Raw genomic sequence first — 17,886 nt, 5'->3', positions numbered from 1 at the left:
CGAATCGCCGTAACGGGCCGGGCGGTCGCCGACGCGCCGCTCAGTGCCTGCCGTGGAGCGGACGCCCGATCGAGTCGACGCCGGTGGCCGGGGTGGCGCTGCGCTCGACGTGCACGTTCACACCGGGAAGCGCGCCGGCGACCGGCGGGGGCGTGGTCGCGAAGCCGATGTTGAACCAGCCTTCGTTGCCGACGCCGATGTTGAACCAGCCCGTGTTGTTCGCGCCCAGGTTGAATCCCCCGACATTCGCCGAACCGGTGTTGCCGATGCCCGAATTGGCCCATCCCGCGTTGTTCCAGCCGGTGTTGCCCGCGCCGCCGTTCGCCGAACCTGTGTTGATCGCGCCGATGTTGTTCCAGCCGGTGTTGCCCGCGCCCGCATTCGCCGAACCGGTGTTGATCGCGCCGATGTTGTTCCAGCCGGTGTTGCCCGCGCCCGCATTCGCCGAACCGGTGTTGGCCCAGCCGGCATTGTTGAACCCGACGTTGTCCGCGCCGGTGTTCGACGAGCCCACGTTGCCGTGGCCGATGTTCGTCCAGTCCAGCGCGCCGTTGTTGAGCGAATCACCGACACTGCCGAGTCCGACGAACCCGAGCCCGCCCGTCGCGCCCGTATCGGTGGCCGTGCCGGTCTCGATCGGGGTACCTGCCCCCGGAGTCGCGCCGGCTCCAGGGGTGACGCCCGTGTCGGCGGAGGTCACGCCGGCGGTCGGCGCCGCATGCGCCACCCCGGCCGAGGCGATGGTGCCGAGCGTCGCCGCGACCGCGGCGGTGTGCAGGGCGGCACCTCGTCGAGTGGTGCTCCAGCGGTTGGGTGCCCGGTGTGCGCCGGCCATCGTCACGTCCTTCCCCTACTTCGTGGCTGTGGTTCTCCGGCGCTCTCGGCGCGAGCCGTTCGCGACGCCGTCCCCCGAAACGTCGGCACCACACGAGCAATCGTTACCGTTCTGTGACCAATCTGTGCGGCAACTCCCGTCACATGCGGACGCCGAAGGCGGCAGTCACAGTACCTGCACGGGTTGGGAGGCGACCGCCCGGATCGCCTCGAGCACCTGCTGCTGATGATCGGGCCCGCGAGTCTCCAGGATCAACTCGACCTCGACCTCGCCGACCTCCAGCTGCCCGGTGATCCGCGAGTGGACGACGTCGACCACGCCGGCGCCGCACCCGCTGACCCCGCGCAGCAGTTCGAGAAGGCTGCCCGGCCGATCCGAGATCGTCACCCGGACCGCCAGGTACCGGCCGACCGCTCGCAGACCGTGGGTGGTGACGTGTGTCAGCAGCAGCGGGTCGATGTTGCCGCCGGACACCACCGCGCACACCGGACCCTCGCCGCCGAGGTCCCGGCACATCAGCGCCGCCACCGCAGCGGCGCCGGCCGGCTCGACCACCAGCTTGGACCGCTCCAGGCACAGCAGCAGTGCCCGCGCCAGCTCCTCCTCGGTGACCGTGACGATCTCGTCGACCAACTGGGACACGTGCGCGAACGGGACCTCCCCCGGCAGGCCGACCGCGATCCCGTCGGCCATCGTCGCCAGCTGATCCGCGCGCACCGGATGCCCGGCGGCGAGCGAGGCCGGCCAGGCTGCGGCCGACGCGGCCTGCACGCCGATCACCCTCACTCTCGGTCGCAACGCGCGCACCGCGGCGGCGATCCCCGCAAGCAGTCCCCCGCCGCCGGTCGGCACCACGACCGTCCCGACCTCCGGCATCTGCTCGACGATCTCGAGACCCACCGTCGACTGCCCGGCCACCACGTCGAGGTGGTCGAACGGGTGGATGAGCACCGCGCCGGTGTCCTCGGCAAAGGTCTGCGCCGCCGCCAGCGCGTGGTCGACCGACTCGCCCACCAGATGAACGGTCGCGCCGTATGCCTTGGTGGCCAACAACTTCGGGATCGGCACCTCGGTGGGCATGAAGACCGTCGCGGACAGCCCCGGGGTGGCGGCCGCCCACGCGACGCCCTGCGCATGGTTGCCGGCACTGGCCGCGACCACACCGCGCGACCGCTCGTCCGCGCCGAGCCGGGCGATACGCAGATACGCCCCGCGCGGCTTGAACGAGCCGGTGCGCTGCAGGTTCTCGCACTTGAACCCCACCGGATGCCCGACGTGGTCGCTCAGCACCCGCGAGGGCAGCACGGGCGTCCGGCGCACCACCGAAGCGAGTTCGCCCGCGGCGGCACACATCTGGGCCAGGGTAAGCAGCTCCACCGGCTCATCGTGCCACCGGAGCGCCCGCCCGGGCCGAGGTTCAGCCCAGTGCCTGCTCGAGATCGGCGACCAGGTCGGCGGCGTCCTCGATGCCCACCGACATGCGCACCAGGTCGTCCGGCACCTCCAGCAGCGAGCCCGCCGTCGAGGCGTGGGTCATCGCACCGGGGTGCTCGATCAGCGACTCGACGCCACCGAGCGACTCGGCGAGCGTGAAGACCTCGGTCCGCGCGCACAGGTCCAGCGCCGCCTGCTTGCCACCCTTGAGCCGCACCGACACCATGCCGCCGAACCGGCGCATCTGCTTGGCGGCGACCGCGTGGCCGGGGTGCTCGGCCAGCCCCGGGTAGAGCACCTGCGCGACGGCGGAGTGCCCGGCCAGGAAGTCGACGACCTTCTCCGCGTTGTCGCAGTGCCGCTCCATGCGCACCGCGAGCGTCTTGATGCCGCGCAGGGTCAGGAAGGAGTCGAACGGCCCCGGCACCGCGCCGGCCCCGTTCTGCAGGAACGCGAACGCGGCGTCGAGTTCCTCGTCGTCGGTGATCAACGCACCGCCGACCACGTCCGAGTGGCCGCCGATGTACTTGGTGGTCGAGTGCAGGGTCACGTCCGCGCCGAGCGCGATCGGGTTCTGCAGGTAGGGCGAAGCGAAGGTGTTGTCCACCACCAGCTTTGCGCCGCCGTCGTGTGCGACCTGCGCGAGCGCGGCGATGTCGCCGACGTTGAGCAGCGGGTTGGTCGGCGTCTCGGCCCACACAAGCTTGGTGTTCGGGCGCATCGCCGCGCGCATGGCGTCGACGTCGGTGACCGCGGCCGGGGTGCACTCGACACCCCACGGCGAGAAGACCTTGTCGATGAGCCGGAAGGTGCCGCCGTAGGCGTCGTTGGGGATGACCAGGTGGTCACCGGGGCGCAGCACCGCGCGCAGCATGCAGTCGCTGGCGGCCATGCCCGAGGCGAACGCCCGGCCGTAGCTGCCGCCCTCGATCGCGGCGAGGTTGGCCTCGAGCGGGCGACGGGTCGGGTTGCCGGTGCGCGCGTACTCGAAGCCGCTGCGCATGTCGCCGACACCGTCCTGCATGAACGTGGACGAGGCGTAGATCGGGACGTTCACCGCACCGGTGAGCGGGTCGGGCTCGTACCCGGCGTGGATCGCCTTCGTGGAGAACCCCTGTCCTGCATGGCTGCGCTGCTCACTCATGCGTGACAGCCTACCGAGACCGGATTCACCGACCCGGCGCGCCCGACCGGCCGGGCTACTTCAGCAACGCGGACGCGACCGGCAACGCGACGTCGAGCAACTTGTCCACGCCCCCCGACTGCGTGCCCACGCCCAGCACGGTGACCGTCTTGCCCGCGAGCATCAGCGTGACCACGGTGCCGCCCGCACTGTCGATGCGCTGCCCGACGACACCCAGCTGCGCGACCCTGGGGTCGTCGATCGCGTTGTCCCCCATCATCGATCGGTTCGCCAACATGGTCTGCAGCAGCTCGACGGTGAACGGGTTGTCGGACACCGCGACGCTGATGTTCTTCCCGCCCGCGGTGAGCAGCCCGGTCGTGAAGCGGCAGTTCTGCCGTGTCGCGGTGACGATGTCCTGACCGGCCGGCTCGAAGCCCCGCAGCGAGGATCCGGCCAACGACCCGATCTGCTTGCACGACGGGACGGTCCCGCGCACCGGCCGGGCCGTTCCGGTTCCACCATGCGCCCCCGCACCGGGCGCCGACGGGCTCGGCGGACCGGACGGGCTCGACGACACCGTCGTATCCGGTGCCGAACCGGGTCCGGCCGCTGCGGGCGCGCCGTGCGCCGAACCGGCGGCGACCGCCGTGCCCTGTACCCCGGCCGAGCACCCGGCGAGCGCCACCGCCGCCGCGATCGCCGATATCGCCGCACCGCACCTCGTCCGCACACGCACCGACGACATTCCCATTTCGATCCCCCCGCATCGCCCCGACGGGCGGTCGACTCCCCCGGCGACCCGCCCGGCCGCCGATGTTTGCCGGGAACTTCACCGGCATGCTCGGCCGATCGTAGGCTGACGGGCATGGCGGACGAAACCAACCCCACCCCCATCGACGTCGAAGCGCTGTTCGCGATCGACGGTCTGCTCACGGACGACGAGCGCGAGATCCGGGACACCGTCAAGCGATTCGGCGCCCAGCGCATCCGTCCGCACATCGCCGACTGGTTCGAGATCGGCGAGATCCCGGTGCACGAGCTGGCGCTCGAACTCGGCCGGCTCGGCGTGCTCGGCATGCACCTGGAGGGCTACGGCTGCGCGGGGATGAGCGCGACCAGCTACGGGCTGGTCTGCCAGGAACTCGAGGCCGTCGACTCCGGCATCCGGTCGCTGGTGTCGGTGCAGGGTTCGCTGGCGATGTTCGCGATCCACCACTGGGGCGGCGAGGAGCAGAAGCAACAGTGGCTGCCCGAGATGGCGGCCGGCCGCGCGATCGGCTGCTTCGGGCTGACCGAGCCGGACTTCGGGTCCAATCCCGGCGGGATGCGCACCCGCGCCACCCGGGACGGCTCCGACTGGGTGCTCAACGGCACCAAGATGTGGATCACCAACGGCTCGGCCGCCGACGTGGCGGTGATCTGGGCCCGCACCGACGAGGGTGTGCGCGGTTTCCTCGTCCCGACCACCACGCCGGGGTTCAAGGCCAACACCGTCACGCACAAGCTGTCGCTGCGGGCGTCGGTGACCTCGGAGCTGGTGCTGCAGGACGTGCGCCTGCCGGCCGAGGCCATGCTGCCCGAGGCGCGCGGACTGTCCGGTCCGCTGTCCTGCTTGAACGAGGCCCGCTTCGGCATCGTCTTCGGCGCGATCGGCGCCGCACGCGACTGCCTGGAGTGCGCGGTCGACTACGCACGCACCCGAGAGGTGTTCGACAAGCCGCTCGCCGGCTACCAGCTGACCCAGGCCAAGCTCGCCGACATGGCCGTCGAGGTCGGCAAGGGGCAACTGCTCGCCCTGCACCTGGGCCGGCTCAAGGACCGCGGCGAGCTCACCGGCGAGCAGGTCAGCGTCGGCAAGCTGAACAACACCCGCGAAGCCATCGCCATCGCCCGTCAGTGCCGGACCATCCTGGGCGCCAACGGGATCACCCTCGAGTACCCGGTGATCCGGCACGCGAACAACCTCGAGTCGGTACTCACCTACGAGGGCACCTCGGAGGTGCACCAACTGGTCATCGGCCAGGCACTGACCGGATCGAAAGCCTTCCGCTGAGGGTAGGCGCCCGCGACTCCAGGCGCCCTGCTGATGTAGCCGAACAGCTCGTGGCGGGTGATCACACCGACCGGCTTGCCGTCGTCGGGTTGGTGAACAGGTCAAGGCAAGGTGGGTAGATAGTCCGGGGGCTTGCGAATCTGGCCGGCCTGTTCGCAGGCGTAGGCAGAAGAACGCGCAGGAAACGGGATACCGGCCACACCCCTGTCGAGGGTGTGGCCGGGTATACCTCGCGTCCTCATTGCGTCGGGATTCGAGATTCTCCGGCCAGGCCGCGACGTGCCGGCCGAGGTGGAACAAGGTGGTCACGCGGCACAGTTGCGCTGTGCTGCGCGACCACCTCTATGCGCCCTGGCTGATGAAGCCGAGCAGGTCGTGCCGGGTGATCACGCCGACCGGCTTGCCGTCGTCGACGACCATCAGTGCATCGGTGTCGCCGAGCGCCTTGGTCGCCGCGCTGACGCTCTCGCCGGAGCCGATCAGCGGGAACGGCGTGCTCATGTGCTTGGCGACCGGGTCGGCCAGCGTCGCGCGCCCCTCGAAGACGGCGCTGAGCAGGTCGCGTTCGGTGACGCTTCCCGCCACCTCGCCCGCCATCACCGGCGGCTCGGCGCCGACGACCGGCATCTGCGAGACGCCGTACTCGCGCAGGATCTCGATGGCGTCGCGCACGGTCTCCGACGGGTGGGTGTGCACCAGGTCGGGCAGTTCGCCGGACTTGCCGCGCAGCACGTCGCCGACGGTCTTCTCGTCGGTCGAACCGTCGAGGCGGCTGCGCAGGAAACCATAGGACGCCATCCACTGGTCGTTGAAGATCTTCGACAGGTAGCCGCGGCCGCCGTCGGGCAGCAGCACGACCACCACCGCGTCCGGACCCTCGCGCTCGGCGACCCGCAGCGCCGCCACCACGGCCATGCCGCAGGAGCCGCCGACCAGCAGCCCCTCCTCGCGGGCCAGGCGCCGGGTCATGTCGAACGAGTCGGCGTCCGAGACGGCGATGATCTCGTCGGGGATCGACGGGTCGTAGGCGCTGGGCCAGAAGTCCTCGCCGACACCCTCGACCAGGTAGGGCCGGCCGGTTCCGCCCGAGTACACCGAGCCCTCCGGGTCCGCGCCGATGACCTTGACCTTGCCGCCGGAGATCTCCTTGAGATAGCGGCCGGTGCCGGTGATGGTGCCGCCGGTGCCGACGCCCGCGACGAAGTGGGTGACCTTGCCCTCGGTGTCGCGCCAGATCTCCGGTCCGGTGGTCTCGTAGTGGCTGGCCGGTCCGCCCGGGTTGGAGTACTGGTTCGGCTTCCAGCCGCCGGGGATCTCGCGGGCGAGCCGGTCGGAGACCGTGTAGTAGCTGTCCGGGTGCTCCGGCGGCACCGCGGTCGGGCACACGACGACCTCGGCGCCGTACGCCTTGAGCACGTTGCGCTTGTCCTCGCTGACCTTGTCCGGGCAGACGAACACGCACTTGTAGCCGCGCTGCTGCGCGACGAGCGCGAGGCCGATCCCGGTGTTGCCCGAGGTCGGCTCCACGATGGTGCCGCCCGGCTTGAGTTCGCCGGAGGCCTCGGCGGCGTCGATCATCTTGACCGCGATCCGGTCCTTCGAACTGCCACCCGGATTGAGGTATTCGATCTTGGCCGCGACCGTGCCCTTGATGTCACCGGTCACCGAATTGAGCTTGACCAGCGGGGTGTTGCCGATGAGGTCGACGACGGAGTTCGCGATGCGCATGCCTCCATGGTTCCAGACTCCGCGCCGCCCGGTGAGTCGAGGTCGCGACGATCGGCCCGTCCGGCCCGCACACACCCGCGCGCGGCGCTACGTTGGCGGTAGGTGAACTGCCGTTCGGGGAGGTCTCGGGCTTGCGATACGGGGAGCACCCCACGTGGGTGACGGCAACGAAGGCGGGCGCCGCCGCGGTCGGCTCCGGCGCGCTCGCCGGCGGCGCGGGCTGGGCCGCCTACAACTACCTTCTGCGCCAGGCCCAGGCCACGCGCGGCGTGATCGGCAGGCCCACCGGGCGACCACCCCGCGCCGACGGCGTCTACTCCCCCGGATGCGGCCACCCCGAGAGGTGGACCCGGACGAGCGCGGTCGACCTGCACCTGATGATCTTCGGCGACTCCACCGCCGCCGGACTGGGTTGCGAAGTGCCCGACGAGGTTCCGGGCGTGTTGCTGGCCCGCGGCCTGGCCGAGGAGACCGGCCTGCGCGTCCGCCTGAGCACCAAGGCGATCGTCGGCGCGACCTCGAAGGGTCTCAAGGGACAGGTCGACGCGATGTTCGTCGCCGGGCCGCCCCCGGACGCCGCCGTCATCCTGATCGGGGCCAACGACGTCACCACCCGGCTCTCGCCCCGCGGCTCGGCGCACCGGCTCGGCGAGGCGGTCGCGCGCCTGCACGGCAGCGGCGCGGCGGTCGTCGTCGGTACCTGCCCGGATCTGGGGGTGGTCACCACCATCCCGCAGCCGCTGCGCGCGGTCGTCCGGCGGTGGGGGCTGCGGCTTGCCAAGGAGCAGGCGGCGGCCACCCGCGCGGCGGGAGGCGTGCCGGTCCCGCTCGCGGACCTGCTGACGCCGGAATTCCTGGCCACGCCCGACGCACTGTTCTCCGCCGACCACTTCCATCCGTCGGCCGCGGGCTACGAGCTGGCCGGCGAGCAGCTGCTGCCCGCGCTGTGCACGGCGCTGGGCGTGTGGTCCGGCGGTCCGCTGCCGGTGCTGCCGCAGGTGTCCGCGGCCGTGGAGTCGCGGCGGATGGCGAACCGCACCGCCGAGGTGCTGGACCGCATCTGGCGCCGCCACGAGGAGGTCCGCAACGAGCGGGCGGGTCTGGTGGGCGAGCCGAACCCGTTCGGCGAGGTGCCCGCGGAGGCGGTCCGCGACGCCGCACGCGCGCAGCAACGGCGGAGGCGTGAATCGCCCGCGCAACCGGCCACGTAACGTGAGGGTCGGCAAGCTGCACGGTCGACCGTGCACATCATGCTTTGTAGGCCTGCTCTGACGTGGTCAGACGCATTCATCGGATATAAGGAGTTCCCATGCCTGAGGCAGTCATTGTCTCCGCCGTGCGTTCACCCATCGGCCGCGCCGGAAAGGGTTCGCTCAAGGACGTTCGCCCGGACGATCTGGCCGCCCAGATGGTCGCCGCGGCGCTCGCCAAGGTGCCCGAGCTCGACCCCACCGAGATCGACGACCTGATCATGGGCTGCGGCCAGCCCGGCGGACAGTCCGGCTTCAACATCGGCCGTGTCGTCGCCGCCGCGCTCGGCTACGACTTCCTGCCGGGTGTGACCGTCAACCGCTACTGCTCCTCCTCGCTGCAGACCACCCGGATGGCCATGCACGCCATCCGCGCCGGTGAGGGCGACGTGTTCATCTCGGCCGGTGTCGAGTCGGTGTCCAGCTTCAAGACCGGCAACGCCGACGGCTGGCCGAACACCCACAACCCGAAGTACGCCGACGCCGAGGCCCGCACCGCCAAGCTCGCCGAGGGCGGCACCCCGTGGTCGGACCCGCGCGCCGAGGGCCTGCTTCCCGACGTCTACGTCTCGATGGGCCAGACCGCGGAGAACGTCGCGTCGCTGACCGGCATCTCCCGCGAGGACCAGGACAAGTGGGCGGTCCGCTCGCAGAACCGCGCCGAGGAGGCCATCAAGCGCGGCTTCTTCGAGAAGGAGATCACCCCGGTCACCCTGGCCGACGGCACCGTCGTCTCCACCGATGACGGCCCGCGCGCCGGCACCACCCTCGAGGGCATCTCCGGCCTCAAGCCGGTCTTCCGCCCCGACGGCACCGTCACCGCCGGCAACGCCTGCCCGCTCAACGACGGCGCGGCCGCGCTGGTCATCATGAGCGACACCAAGGCGAAGGCCCTCGGCCTGACCCCGCTCGCGCGCGTGGTCGCCACCGCCGCGACCGGCCTGTCCCCCGAGATCATGGGCCTGGGCCCGATCGAGGCGGTCCGCAAGGTCCTCAAGGTGTCGGGCATGGCGCTGTCGGACATCGACCTGTTCGAGATCAACGAGGCCTTCGCGGTCCAGGTCGTCGGCTCGCAGCGTGAGCTGGGCATCGACGAGGACAAGCTGAACATCAACGGCGGCGCGATCGCGCTGGGCCACCCGTTCGGCATGACCGGTGCGCGCATCACCAACACGCTGATCAACAACCTGCGCGAGCAGGACAAGACCTTCGGCATCGAGACCATGTGCGTCGGCGGTGGCCAGGGCATGGCGATGGTGCTCGAGCGCCTGAGCTGATCTCGTAGCCGCGAACGGGCGGTTGTCCGGCAGGGCCACTCGGCCGATGCCCGGACAGCCGCCCGTTCGTCGTCGGTGCGGGTGCACCCGCGGCGCGGAGTTCGGTGCGCACGCGCTCGACGAACGTGCGCGGACGGTCGTAGAGCAGTTCGGCGCCGACCCGCACCACGGTCCAGCCGAGCGCCTCGACGCGAGCGGGTCTTTCGATGTCCCAGGCGCGCTGACGACGCTCGAGCCAGTGGTGGTCGCCGTCGTACTCGACCAGCACCCTCCACTCGCGCCGGCCCAGGTCTGCATGGGCGAACTCCCGATCGTGTTCGACGCTCCAACACTCGCGCACCAACCCGTCGACCACCGCAGGCAGTACGCCACCTGCGGACGACGCGGGAGGCTGTCGACAGGCGAACGGGCGGTTGTTCGGCGGGCCTGTCGGCCGACGCTCGAACAACCGCCCGTTCGCGGTCTGCGTGCTACTTGCTCTGGACGTAGCTGAGCAGGCGCAGGATCTCCAGGTACAGCCACACCAGCGTGACGGTCAGGCCGAACGCGACCGACCAGCCGGCCTTGGCGGGAGCACCGGCGCGGATCAGCTTGTCCGCCTCGTCGAAGTCGACGAGGAAGCTCATCGCGGCCAGCGCGATGCACACCAGCGAGAAGATGATCGCGATCGGGCCGCCGTCGCGCAGGCCGAGGCCACCAGCGGTGAAGAACCCGGCGATCAGGTTGACGACCATCAGCGCCAGCACGCCGAACAGCGCGCCGACCAGCATGCGGGTGAACTTCGGGGTGACCCGGATGGCGCCGGTCTTGTAGACGACGAGCATGCCGCCGAACACGCCGAAGGTGCCGACCACCGCCTGGATGATGATCGCGTTGCCCGGGGCCTGACCGCCGCCGAAGCTCAGGTTCGCGAACGCGAACGAGATGGCCCCCAGGAACAGGCCCTCGGCCGCGGCGTATGCGAGCACCAGCGCGGGACGGTCGGTCTTGCGGGTGAAGATGCCGATCATCGCGAGGATGAAGCCGACGATCATGCCGCCGAACGCCAGCGGCGCCATCAGCGGGTAGCTGACCTCCAGGCCGTTTACGGTCTCGACGACCTTGCGACCGCGGTCGACGAGCACGTACGAGATGATCGCCGTGACGGTGAGCACGCCGAGCGTCATCGCCGTCTTGGTGACCACGTCGTCGATCGTCATCGCACGCTGGGGCTCGGCGGCGCTGGGCTGTTGACCGTAGCCGTACTGCTGCGGCTGCTGGCCGTACTGCGGCTGGCCCGGCTGGCCGTATCCGGGCTGTCCACCCTGCTGTGCCGTGCGGGTGCCCGGGCCGCCGAAGGTGGCGTATTCCTTGTCCAGATTGCGGAACACCGGGTTGCTGCTGGTGCGCACCGTGTTCGTCCCTTCTTCGTGGGTGCGGCTGCGACTGTCGCAACGCGCCTACCGGGATGGTCCCGGGTCTGAGCTGTCAACGTCCAGTATGTCCACAGGGTTCCCGGCGCGCAGCGCGCCCGGCCCGACCTGGGCTAACGGACGACGCCCGCGGCCACCGCGCCCGCGCCGATGCCGGCTCCGACGCCCGCTCCCGCCGCCGCAGCCGGAAGGCCGAGCGCGGCAGCGCCGGCGGCTCCGCCGACGAGTGCGCCGGCGAAGGCGCCGACAGCCATCGTCCCCGCTCCTGCCGCCGCGTCGGCAGCGAAGATCGGGCCGTTGATCAGGCACCCGGTCGTTGCACACCCGGCGAGTGCACCCACTGTGGCCGCGGCCGCGGCCGGCCCGATGGCGACCAGGAAGCCCGCGCCGGCGCCGACCGCGGCACCGACTGCTGCGCCACCGACACCACCGATCACTGCTGCCGGGACCCCGCCCGCAACCGCGCCGACGCCGGCCCCCTTGGCCGCCATGTCGCGGACCTTGTTCACGTCCGGGCCCTGTGTGGGTCCGGCGGACGGAACGGTCGGCAGCATCATGCCGGTGAGCGCGGCCGATGGCATCGCCAGGGCGGCATTCGGCTGCGGCAGCACCGGTGCGGCCGCTGCGACACCGCTGCCGGTGATCGCGATCGCGATCGCGAGCGACACCGCCCCGACGCCTGCCGCCCGACTGAATTTCACATGGACATGGCTGTTCGCCACGATTTCCCCCCTGGATGTATCGCGAATGTGCGGAGGGAGAATATCTGCGCCCGCCGGTGACACTCAACTTCCGTGACCAAGCTCACCCGTCGGACCTGCACGCGCACAAGCACTTCCACTCGGTCGTCGTGCGCGGTCCGCCAGACAAGGGTGCAATGTCGCACCCGGGCGAACCTTCTGCGGGTGTCGAGCCAGCGCAACGGCCACTAGCATCAGAGCTTTCGTCGAGAGGATGCGCCGCTGTGACCACCCCCGATCCTGCCGATCCCGGCTCACCGCCGGGTGATCAGCAGCCGCATCCCGGCCTTCACGACCCGTCCGGCCCGACCCCGACCCCGACCCCGCCTGCCGGCGAGCAATCGACGCCGCCGCTGCCACCGGTCCATCTGCCGCCCGAATACCCCACCGCGCAGTATCCCGCCGACCCGTACCCCACCGCGCAGTATCCGGCGGACCCGTACGCCACCCCGCAGTATCCGGCGTCGCCGCAGTACCCGAGCGGGTACCCCCAGCAGGGCTACGCCCAGCACGGATACGGCCAGACGCAGTACGGAGGGCCGCAGTACGGGGCGCCCGGTTACGGCCAACCGTCGCCCGCGCCGTTCGGCTTCGACCCGATCACCGGTCTGCCGTACTCCGACAAGTCGAAGGTCGCGGCCGGGCTGCTGTCGATCTTCTTCGGGTTCTTCGGCATCGGGCGGTTCTACGCCGGGCACACCGGTCTGGGCATCGCCCAACTCGCGGTGAACATCGCGCTCACCCTCTTCACTTTGGGCCTGTGGCTCTTCGCGGCGTGGATCTGGCCACTGGTCGACGGCATCGTGCTGCTCGCCGGCAATCCCCGCGACCAGTACGGCCGGCCGCTCCGGTAGCGCTCGGGCCGGCGGTGCCCCCGGTCGGACTCGAACCGACACTTTGCAGATTTTAAGTCTGCTGCCTCTGCCAATTGGGCTACGGGGGCGAGGGTTCCACCCTAACGGTGGCGACCCCGTCAGCTCGCCTTCGCGCGGCCCGCGTCCCCACTCGGCGCCGGCATCTCGTGCACGGTCGCGGAACCCCCGCCGATCGAGCGCTCGACGAGGTGCCGGCGGAACCGCTGTCCCGGCAACCTTCCGGAGAAGATCCGCGTCTTGCGCGACAGCCCCGGGATCCGCGCCACGTGGTAGGCCCAGTGCAGCAGCCGCGCCTTGCCGCCCTCGACGCCGCCACCGCGCACCTCGGCGAACGACCGGTACAGTCCCGGATTCGCGCCCGCATCGGCGTTCGGCTGGTGGTACTGGCGCAGTGCAGTTCCGGCGATCGCCGATTCCACGTTGTCCGCCAGCACTTTCGCCTGCGCGTGGGCATGCAGCGCGGTCGCCCGACACACGGCCGACGGATCGTCGTCGACCCTGGTCAGGTCCGGCACGACTGCGATGTCCCCGGCCCCGAACGCGCCGGACTCGCCCGCCACCTGCAGCGTCGACGTGCAGCGCAGGCGCCCCCGCGCATCCAGCGGCAGGTCGGTGTCGAGCAGCATCGGGTTCGCCGCCGAGGGCGCGTTCCAGATAACCGTGCCCGCAGCGACTTCCGTGCCATCGCTCAACGTCAGGTGACCGTCGCCTGTCGCCTCGGCGGCGGTGTTCAGGTACACCCGTACTCCGCGCCCGGCGAGACGTTCGAGCGTGCGCACCGCGTGCTTCGAACCGGCGTCGCGCAGGATCCGCTCCGACTCCTCGACGACGGCCCAGGTCACCTCGCCGGGGACGATTCCGGGATGACGTCCGACCGCGAACCGGACGAGGTCGTCGAGTTCGGTGAGACACTCCATCCCCTCGTACCCGCCGCCGACGAGCACGAACGTGAGCAGGCGTCGACGCTCGCCGGCATCCGTCGTCGCGGCGGCCTCAGCGATCCGGGACAGCACATGGTCGCGCAGATACGTTGCCTCGGTGAGGGTTTTGCAGGAACGACGCTGCCCGGCACCCCCGGTGACGGGCTGCTCGCGCACGATGGACCCCGCCGTCATGACCACGATGTCGTAGTCGAGTTCGGTGACCTCACCGTCGGGAGTGCCCACCCACGCGCGGCGGGTGGCGTGCTCGAGCCGGGTGACGGTCCCCACCACGACCTCACACTTGCGCAGTACCTTGCGCAGCGGCACCACCAGATCGTTCGGGTCGATCAGCCCGGCCGCGACCTCCGGAAGCAGCGGGCGATAGGCCATGTGCGGCAGCGGATTCACCAGCGTGATCCGCGCATGGCGACCGTTCAGCTGCGATTGCAGCCGCGCCGCCGTACCCACTCCGACCGTGCCGCCACCCACGATCAGGATGCGCGTGATGTTCTGCGTGCTCACCCGCTAGATGATCGCATCGCGACCGAACGCACCCGGAGCCGGACCCACCGGACTCATCGAATTCTCAGCTGCGCGACCGGATCTTCTCAGTTGCGCGACGAGATCACCCCGTCTGCGCGACAGAATCACAGCGTCTGCGCGACAGAATCACAGCGTGGACAGGGCGATCCCGTCCAGAATGTCGTGCTCGCTCACAACGAGCTCGCCGATGCCCGCGCGCCGGGACAGTTCCCGCGCGAGTACCCGCGTCACGACCGCGCCCCCACCGATGACGTCGACCCGGCCGGGGTGCATCGGCCCCAGCGTGGCCCGCTCGGCGTGGGTCATCGAGATCAGTTGCCGCGTCACACGATCCAGCTCGGCGAGCGGCAGCCGCGACAGGTGCACCCGGTCGGGATCGTAGGAGTCCAGGCCCTGCGCGACCGCCGAGATGGTGGTCATCGTCCCGGCCACACCCACCCAGGTGCGCGCCTGCTCGACCGGTACCTGCGCGAACGCCTCGTCGAGCCGCTGCGCCGCGAACCCCTCCGCCTCGGCCACCTGCGCGGGGCTCGGGGGGTCGTCGTGCAGGCAACGTTCGGTGATCCGCACGCAGCCGACGTCGGTCGAACAGGCGGCGTGCACTCCCCCGCCGTCACCGAGTACCACCTCGGTGGATCCGCCGCCGAGGTCGACGACGACAAACGGCCCCTCCGATGGATCCAGTTCGCCCACAGCACCGTTGAACGACAGGCGGGCCTCTTCGTCGCCGGTGATGACCTCGGCCTCGGCACCCGGGACCACCGCACCGAGCACCTCGCGGGTCATCGCGAAGAAGTCCTCACGGTTGGCCGCGTCGCGGGTTGCCGACGTCGCGACCATCCGAACCCGGCTCGCCCCCGTCTCGCCGATGATCTGCGCATACCCGGCCAACGCCACCCGGGTCCGTTCAATGGCCTCGGGTGCGAACGCCCCGTTCGCGTCGACGCCCTGACCGAGCCGGACGATCCGCATCTGCCGGTCCACGTCGGTCAGCCGACCCGCCTCATCGGCGTCCGCCACCAACAGTCGAATCGAGTTGGTACCGCAGTCGATCGCCGCGACCCGGCTCATGCCTGCTCCTCGTCGACGATCTCCGGCCAATCCGACGGAATCGCGCTGCCGCGCAGGCCCTGTCGCGCCGCCAGCGCCACCGACTCGTCGCCGAGCGGGTTCACGCCGGGCCCCTTGGCCAGCGAATGCGCCATCAGCACGTGCAGGCACTTGACGCGGTCGGGCATCCCACCGCCGGTGAAGTCGGTGCCCAGCGACTCGATCGCATTGCGCTCGGCCAGATAGCTCTCGTGCGCGGCGCGGTAGGCAGCGGCCAGCTCGGTGTCCTCGGTGAGGCGCTGCGACATCTCGCGCATCACCCCGGCGGACTCCTGGCGGCTCGCCTCCGCGGTCAGTCGCGGATCGGTCAGGTAGTACAGCGTGGGGAAGGGCGTGCCGTCGGGCAGCTTCGGCGCGGTCTTGACCACTGCGGGCCTGCCGTCGGGCGTGCGGTAGGCGATGGCCAGTACGCCGCGCGGCTCCCGTCCGAGTTGCGTCGCGACCTGATCCAGATCGGCCTGCGATACCTCGTCACTCACCCGTTCGGTCCTGTCGCCGGCGCCGGGACTACCGGCGGTAGTGGGGCCGGCGCCGGGGTCGGCGTCGGCAGCGGCTGGGAGATCGAGTTCCACAGCGGCGTGTACCACGGGTCTCCCGGCTTCTTGGTCTTCTGCGGCGCGGTCACCGGCGGCTGCTGGTCTCCGGGCAGTTCCACCACGTACGGTGTCACGCCCTTCTCGACGAAGCCGAGTCGCTCGCGCGCCTGGATCCGCACATAGTTGGGATCGTCGATCTGCTTGTTCTGCGCCTGCAGCGAGTCGATCTCGCCCTGCAGCTTGGTGTGCTCGACGGCCGCCGCGGCAACCTGACTGCGCTGAGAGAAGTAGGTGCGCAACGGCATCGACAGCGTCAACGCCAGCGCGCACACCACCAGCACCAGGATGACCACGCGGCGCGGCGAGAGTCCGCCGGGCCCGTCGCCGAGCTTGCCGAGCCGACGGGGTCGCCGTTCGACGACCCGCTCGCGGCTGCCGCGCCCACCGGACGCCCCGGTCGGCCCCGGGCCGTTCGGGGCGGACTGGTTGCGCCGCGAGGCAGACGACCGCGAGGTGGGCGACCCGGACCCGGTGGCGCGGCGTTGCCGGTCGGCCCGCGGGTTCTGCTCCCGGGCACGCTGTTCCGCGCGCCGGGATCCGCGTCCGCCGGGGCTGCCACCGGGGCGTCGCCCACCTCGCTCGGTCATCAGCTGGCGGCACCCCCGGCGATGAACCGCGGGAAGGCGACCTCACCGGCATAGCGGGCGGCGTCGCCGAGGTGCTCCTCGATGCGCAGCAGCTGGTTGTACTTCGCGACGCGCTCGCTGCGGGCGGGGGCACCGGTCTTGATCTGGCCGCAGCCCAGCGCGACGGCCAGGTCGGCGATCGTGGTGTCCTCGGTCTCGCCGGAACGGTGGCTCATCATCGTGCGGTAGCCGGACCGGTGCGCGAGGTCGACCGCGTCGATGGTCTCGGACAGGGTGCCGATCTGGTTGACCTTGACCAGCAACGCGTTCGCGGCGCCCTTGCCGATGCCCTCGAGCAGGCGCTCCGGATTGGTGACGAACAGGTCGTCGCCGACGAGCTGCACGCGCTCGCCGATCTTCGCGGTCAGCTCGACCCAGCCCTCCCAGTCGTCTTCGCTGAGCGGGTCCTCGATGGACACCAGCGGGTAGGCGTCGAGCAGCTCGCCGTAGAAGGCGGCCAGCTCGCCCGCGGTGCGGGTGGAGCCCTCGAACGCGTAACCCTTGCCCTCGGTGTAGAACTCGGTGGCCGCGACGTCCAGCGCGAGCGCCACGTCGGAACCCAGCTTGAGTCCGGTCTTGGTGATCGCCTCGCTGATCACGTCCAGCGCCTGCTTGGTGCCGGCGACGTCGGGGGCGAAGCCGCCCTCGTCACCGAGGCCGGTCGACAGGCCCTTCTGCTTGAGCACCGATTTGAGCGAGTGGTAGACCTCGGCGCCCCAGCGCAGCGACTCACGGAAGGTCGGCGCGCCGATCGGCGCGACCATGAACTCCTGCACGTCGACACCGGTGTCGGCGTGCGCGCCGCCGTTGAGGATGTTCATCATCGGCACGGGCAGGATGTGCGCGTTCGGTCCGCCCAGGTAGCGGAACAGCAGCAGGCCCGACGAGTCGGCCGCGGCCTTGGCGACCGCGAGCGAGACGCCCAGCAGCGCGTTGGCGCCGAGGCGGGACTTGTCCGGGGTGCCGTCGAGGTCCAGCAGAACCTGGTCGACGAGGCGCTGCTCGTCTGCCTCCATGCCGATGACGGCGGGCGCGATCTCACCGATGACGGCCTCGACGGCCTTGGTGACACCCTTGCCGTTGTAGCGGCCGCCGCCGTCACGCAACTCGACCGCCTCGTGCTCGCCGGTGGAGGCGCCGGAGGGGACGTCGGCACGGCCATAGGTGCCGTCGTCGAGCAAGATCTCGACCTCGACCGTGGGGTTGCCACGGGAGTCGAGAATTTCGCGGGCTCCGACCTGTTCGATGACGGCCACGGGTAGTACTCCTCGATGTCGCTGACGCCTGAGTTGGCGCGGTGAGCGTGATGTCTCGGGGAAAGAGCCTAACCGCAGCCGCCGCGGGCTCCGCGCAGGCGC

17 protein-coding genes and 1 tRNA gene are annotated in these 17,886 nt (G+C 70.7%); 4 read left to right on the top strand and 14 right to left on the bottom strand.

Features of this window, described 5'->3' with window-relative positions:
• Window positions 1-40: 40 nt before the first annotated feature.
• From G4X40_RS19660 to G4X40_RS19645, 4 genes are all read right to left on the bottom strand, one after another.
• A complete protein-coding gene (locus tag G4X40_RS19660; RefSeq protein WP_277834985.1) occupies window positions 41-835 on the bottom strand; it encodes a pentapeptide repeat-containing protein in 795 nt (264 codons plus the stop codon).
• A gap of 165 nt (window positions 836-1,000) precedes the next feature.
• Complete coding sequence (gene ilvA, locus G4X40_RS19655; protein ID WP_277835215.1) at window positions 1,001-2,188, bottom strand: threonine ammonia-lyase; 1,188 nt, start codon at window positions 2,186-2,188, stop codon at window positions 1,001-1,003.
• A 64-nt stretch (window positions 2,189-2,252) separates the two neighbouring features.
• A complete protein-coding gene (locus tag G4X40_RS19650; RefSeq protein WP_277834984.1) occupies window positions 2,253-3,413 on the bottom strand; it encodes a cystathionine gamma-synthase in 1,161 nt (386 codons plus the stop codon).
• Between the two features lie 55 nt (window positions 3,414-3,468).
• Entirely contained in the window at window positions 3,469-4,140 is a 672-nt protein-coding gene (locus tag G4X40_RS19645) for a hypothetical protein (protein WP_277834983.1), read from the bottom strand.
• A gap of 120 nt (window positions 4,141-4,260) precedes the next feature.
• Here G4X40_RS19645 and G4X40_RS19640 point away from each other — a divergent pair, with 120 nt between their 5' ends.
• Window positions 4,261-5,448 (top strand): acyl-CoA dehydrogenase family protein, encoded by a 1,188-nt coding sequence (locus G4X40_RS19640; protein ID WP_277834982.1) that lies wholly within the window; start codon window positions 4,261-4,263, stop codon window positions 5,446-5,448.
• A 342-nt stretch (window positions 5,449-5,790) separates the two neighbouring features.
• On the opposite strand, the gene G4X40_RS19635 is transcribed toward G4X40_RS19640, so the two are convergent.
• Complete coding sequence (locus G4X40_RS19635) at window positions 5,791-7,176, bottom strand: cystathionine beta-synthase (protein WP_277834981.1); 1,386 nt, start codon at window positions 7,174-7,176, stop codon at window positions 5,791-5,793.
• Between the two features lie 158 nt (window positions 7,177-7,334).
• On the opposite strand from G4X40_RS19635, the gene G4X40_RS19630 reads away from it, so the two are divergent.
• Window positions 7,335-8,387 (top strand): SGNH/GDSL hydrolase family protein, encoded by a 1,053-nt coding sequence (locus tag G4X40_RS19630; RefSeq protein ID WP_277834980.1) that lies wholly within the window; start codon window positions 7,335-7,337, stop codon window positions 8,385-8,387.
• 98 nt (window positions 8,388-8,485) lie between these two features.
• Window positions 8,486-9,703, top strand: a complete 1,218-nt coding sequence (locus G4X40_RS19625; protein ID WP_277834979.1) for an acetyl-CoA C-acetyltransferase — start codon at window positions 8,486-8,488, stop codon at window positions 9,701-9,703.
• On the opposite strand, the gene G4X40_RS22980 is transcribed toward G4X40_RS19625, so the two are convergent.
• The 3 genes from G4X40_RS22980 to G4X40_RS19610 all read right to left on the bottom strand — a co-directional run bounded on the left by G4X40_RS22980 (window position 9,606) and on the right by G4X40_RS19610 (window position 11,816).
• Window positions 9,606-9,971: a hypothetical protein gene (locus G4X40_RS22980; RefSeq protein ID WP_408642255.1), complete on the bottom strand. Its 366-nt coding sequence runs from the start codon at window positions 9,969-9,971 to the stop codon at window positions 9,606-9,608. The two genes, G4X40_RS19625 and G4X40_RS22980, sit on opposite strands and share 98 nt — an antisense overlap.
• Before the next feature lie 202 nt (window positions 9,972-10,173).
• On the bottom strand, window positions 10,174-11,094 hold the full coding sequence (locus G4X40_RS19615; RefSeq protein ID WP_277834978.1) for a Bax inhibitor-1/YccA family protein: 921 nt from the start codon (window positions 11,092-11,094) through the stop codon (window positions 10,174-10,176).
• 134 nt (window positions 11,095-11,228) lie between these two features.
• Window positions 11,229-11,816 carry a hypothetical protein gene (locus tag G4X40_RS19610; protein WP_277834977.1) on the bottom strand — a complete coding sequence of 196 codons (588 nt, stop codon included), beginning with the start codon at window positions 11,814-11,816 and terminating at the stop codon, window positions 11,229-11,231.
• A 263-nt stretch (window positions 11,817-12,079) separates the two neighbouring features.
• Between G4X40_RS19610 and G4X40_RS19605 the strand changes: the two genes are divergently transcribed.
• Complete coding sequence (locus G4X40_RS19605) at window positions 12,080-12,709, top strand: NINE protein (protein WP_277834975.1); 630 nt, start codon at window positions 12,080-12,082, stop codon at window positions 12,707-12,709.
• A 15-nt stretch (window positions 12,710-12,724) separates the two neighbouring features.
• Here G4X40_RS19605 and G4X40_RS19600 read toward each other — a convergent pair.
• The 6 genes from G4X40_RS19600 to eno all read right to left on the bottom strand — a co-directional run bounded on the left by G4X40_RS19600 (window position 12,725) and on the right by eno (window position 17,784).
• A tRNA-Leu gene (locus tag G4X40_RS19600) sits at window positions 12,725-12,798 on the bottom strand.
• Between the two features lie 30 nt (window positions 12,799-12,828).
• Window positions 12,829-14,175 carry an NAD(P)/FAD-dependent oxidoreductase gene (locus G4X40_RS19595; RefSeq protein WP_277834974.1) on the bottom strand — a complete coding sequence of 449 codons (1,347 nt, stop codon included), beginning with the start codon at window positions 14,173-14,175 and terminating at the stop codon, window positions 12,829-12,831.
• Window positions 14,176-14,322: 147 nt separating this feature from the next.
• Window positions 14,323-15,267, bottom strand: a complete 945-nt coding sequence (locus G4X40_RS19590) for a Ppx/GppA phosphatase family protein (protein WP_277834973.1) — start codon at window positions 15,265-15,267, stop codon at window positions 14,323-14,325.
• Window positions 15,264-15,785, bottom strand: coding sequence for a DUF501 domain-containing protein (locus G4X40_RS19585; RefSeq protein WP_277834972.1), 522 nt, complete (start codon window positions 15,783-15,785; stop codon window positions 15,264-15,266). Before G4X40_RS19585 ends, G4X40_RS19590 begins: the two co-directional genes overlap by 4 nt.
• Window positions 15,782-16,489 (bottom strand): FtsB family cell division protein, encoded by a 708-nt coding sequence (locus G4X40_RS19580; protein ID WP_277834971.1) that lies wholly within the window; start codon window positions 16,487-16,489, stop codon window positions 15,782-15,784. The genes G4X40_RS19585 and G4X40_RS19580 overlap by 4 nt, the downstream gene beginning before the upstream one ends.
• Complete coding sequence (gene eno / locus G4X40_RS19575; RefSeq protein ID WP_277834970.1) at window positions 16,489-17,784, bottom strand: phosphopyruvate hydratase; 1,296 nt, start codon at window positions 17,782-17,784, stop codon at window positions 16,489-16,491. Before eno ends, G4X40_RS19580 begins: the two co-directional genes overlap by 1 nt.
• Between the last annotated feature and the right edge of the window lie 102 nt (window positions 17,785-17,886).

This window comes from Speluncibacter jeojiensis, from assembly GCF_029589495.1.
GTDB lineage: Bacteria > Actinomycetota > Actinomycetes > Mycobacteriales > Mycobacteriaceae > Speluncibacter > Speluncibacter jeojiensis.
The sequence above is the reverse complement of the archived record's forward strand: the minus strand, read 5'-3'. Positions and strand labels throughout refer to the sequence as shown.

Excerpts from the sequence above, each read along its gene's own strand:
- G4X40_RS19660 (WP_277834985.1), bottom strand. The coding sequence starts at position 835 with ATGGCCGGCGCACACCGGGCACCCAACCGCTGGAGCACCACTCGACGA.
- ilvA (WP_277835215.1), bottom strand. The coding sequence starts at position 2,188 with ATGTGTGCCGCCGCGGGCGAACTCGCTTCGGTGGTGCGCCGGACGCCC.
- G4X40_RS19650 (WP_277834984.1), bottom strand. The coding sequence starts at position 3,413 with ATGAGTGAGCAGCGCAGCCATGCAGGACAGGGGTTCTCCACGAAGGCG.
- G4X40_RS19645 (WP_277834983.1), bottom strand. The coding sequence starts at position 4,140 with ATGTCGTCGGTGCGTGTGCGGACGAGGTGCGGTGCGGCGATATCGGCG.
- G4X40_RS19640 (WP_277834982.1), top strand. The coding sequence starts at position 4,261 with ATGGCGGACGAAACCAACCCCACCCCCATCGACGTCGAAGCGCTGTTC.
- G4X40_RS19635 (WP_277834981.1), bottom strand. The coding sequence starts at position 7,176 with ATGCGCATCGCGAACTCCGTCGTCGACCTCATCGGCAACACCCCGCTG.
- G4X40_RS19625 (WP_277834979.1), top strand. The coding sequence starts at position 8,486 with ATGCCTGAGGCAGTCATTGTCTCCGCCGTGCGTTCACCCATCGGCCGC.
- G4X40_RS19590 (WP_277834973.1), bottom strand. The coding sequence starts at position 15,267 with ATGAGCCGGGTCGCGGCGATCGACTGCGGTACCAACTCGATTCGACTG.
- G4X40_RS19580 (WP_277834971.1), bottom strand. The coding sequence starts at position 16,489 with ATGACCGAGCGAGGTGGGCGACGCCCCGGTGGCAGCCCCGGCGGACGC.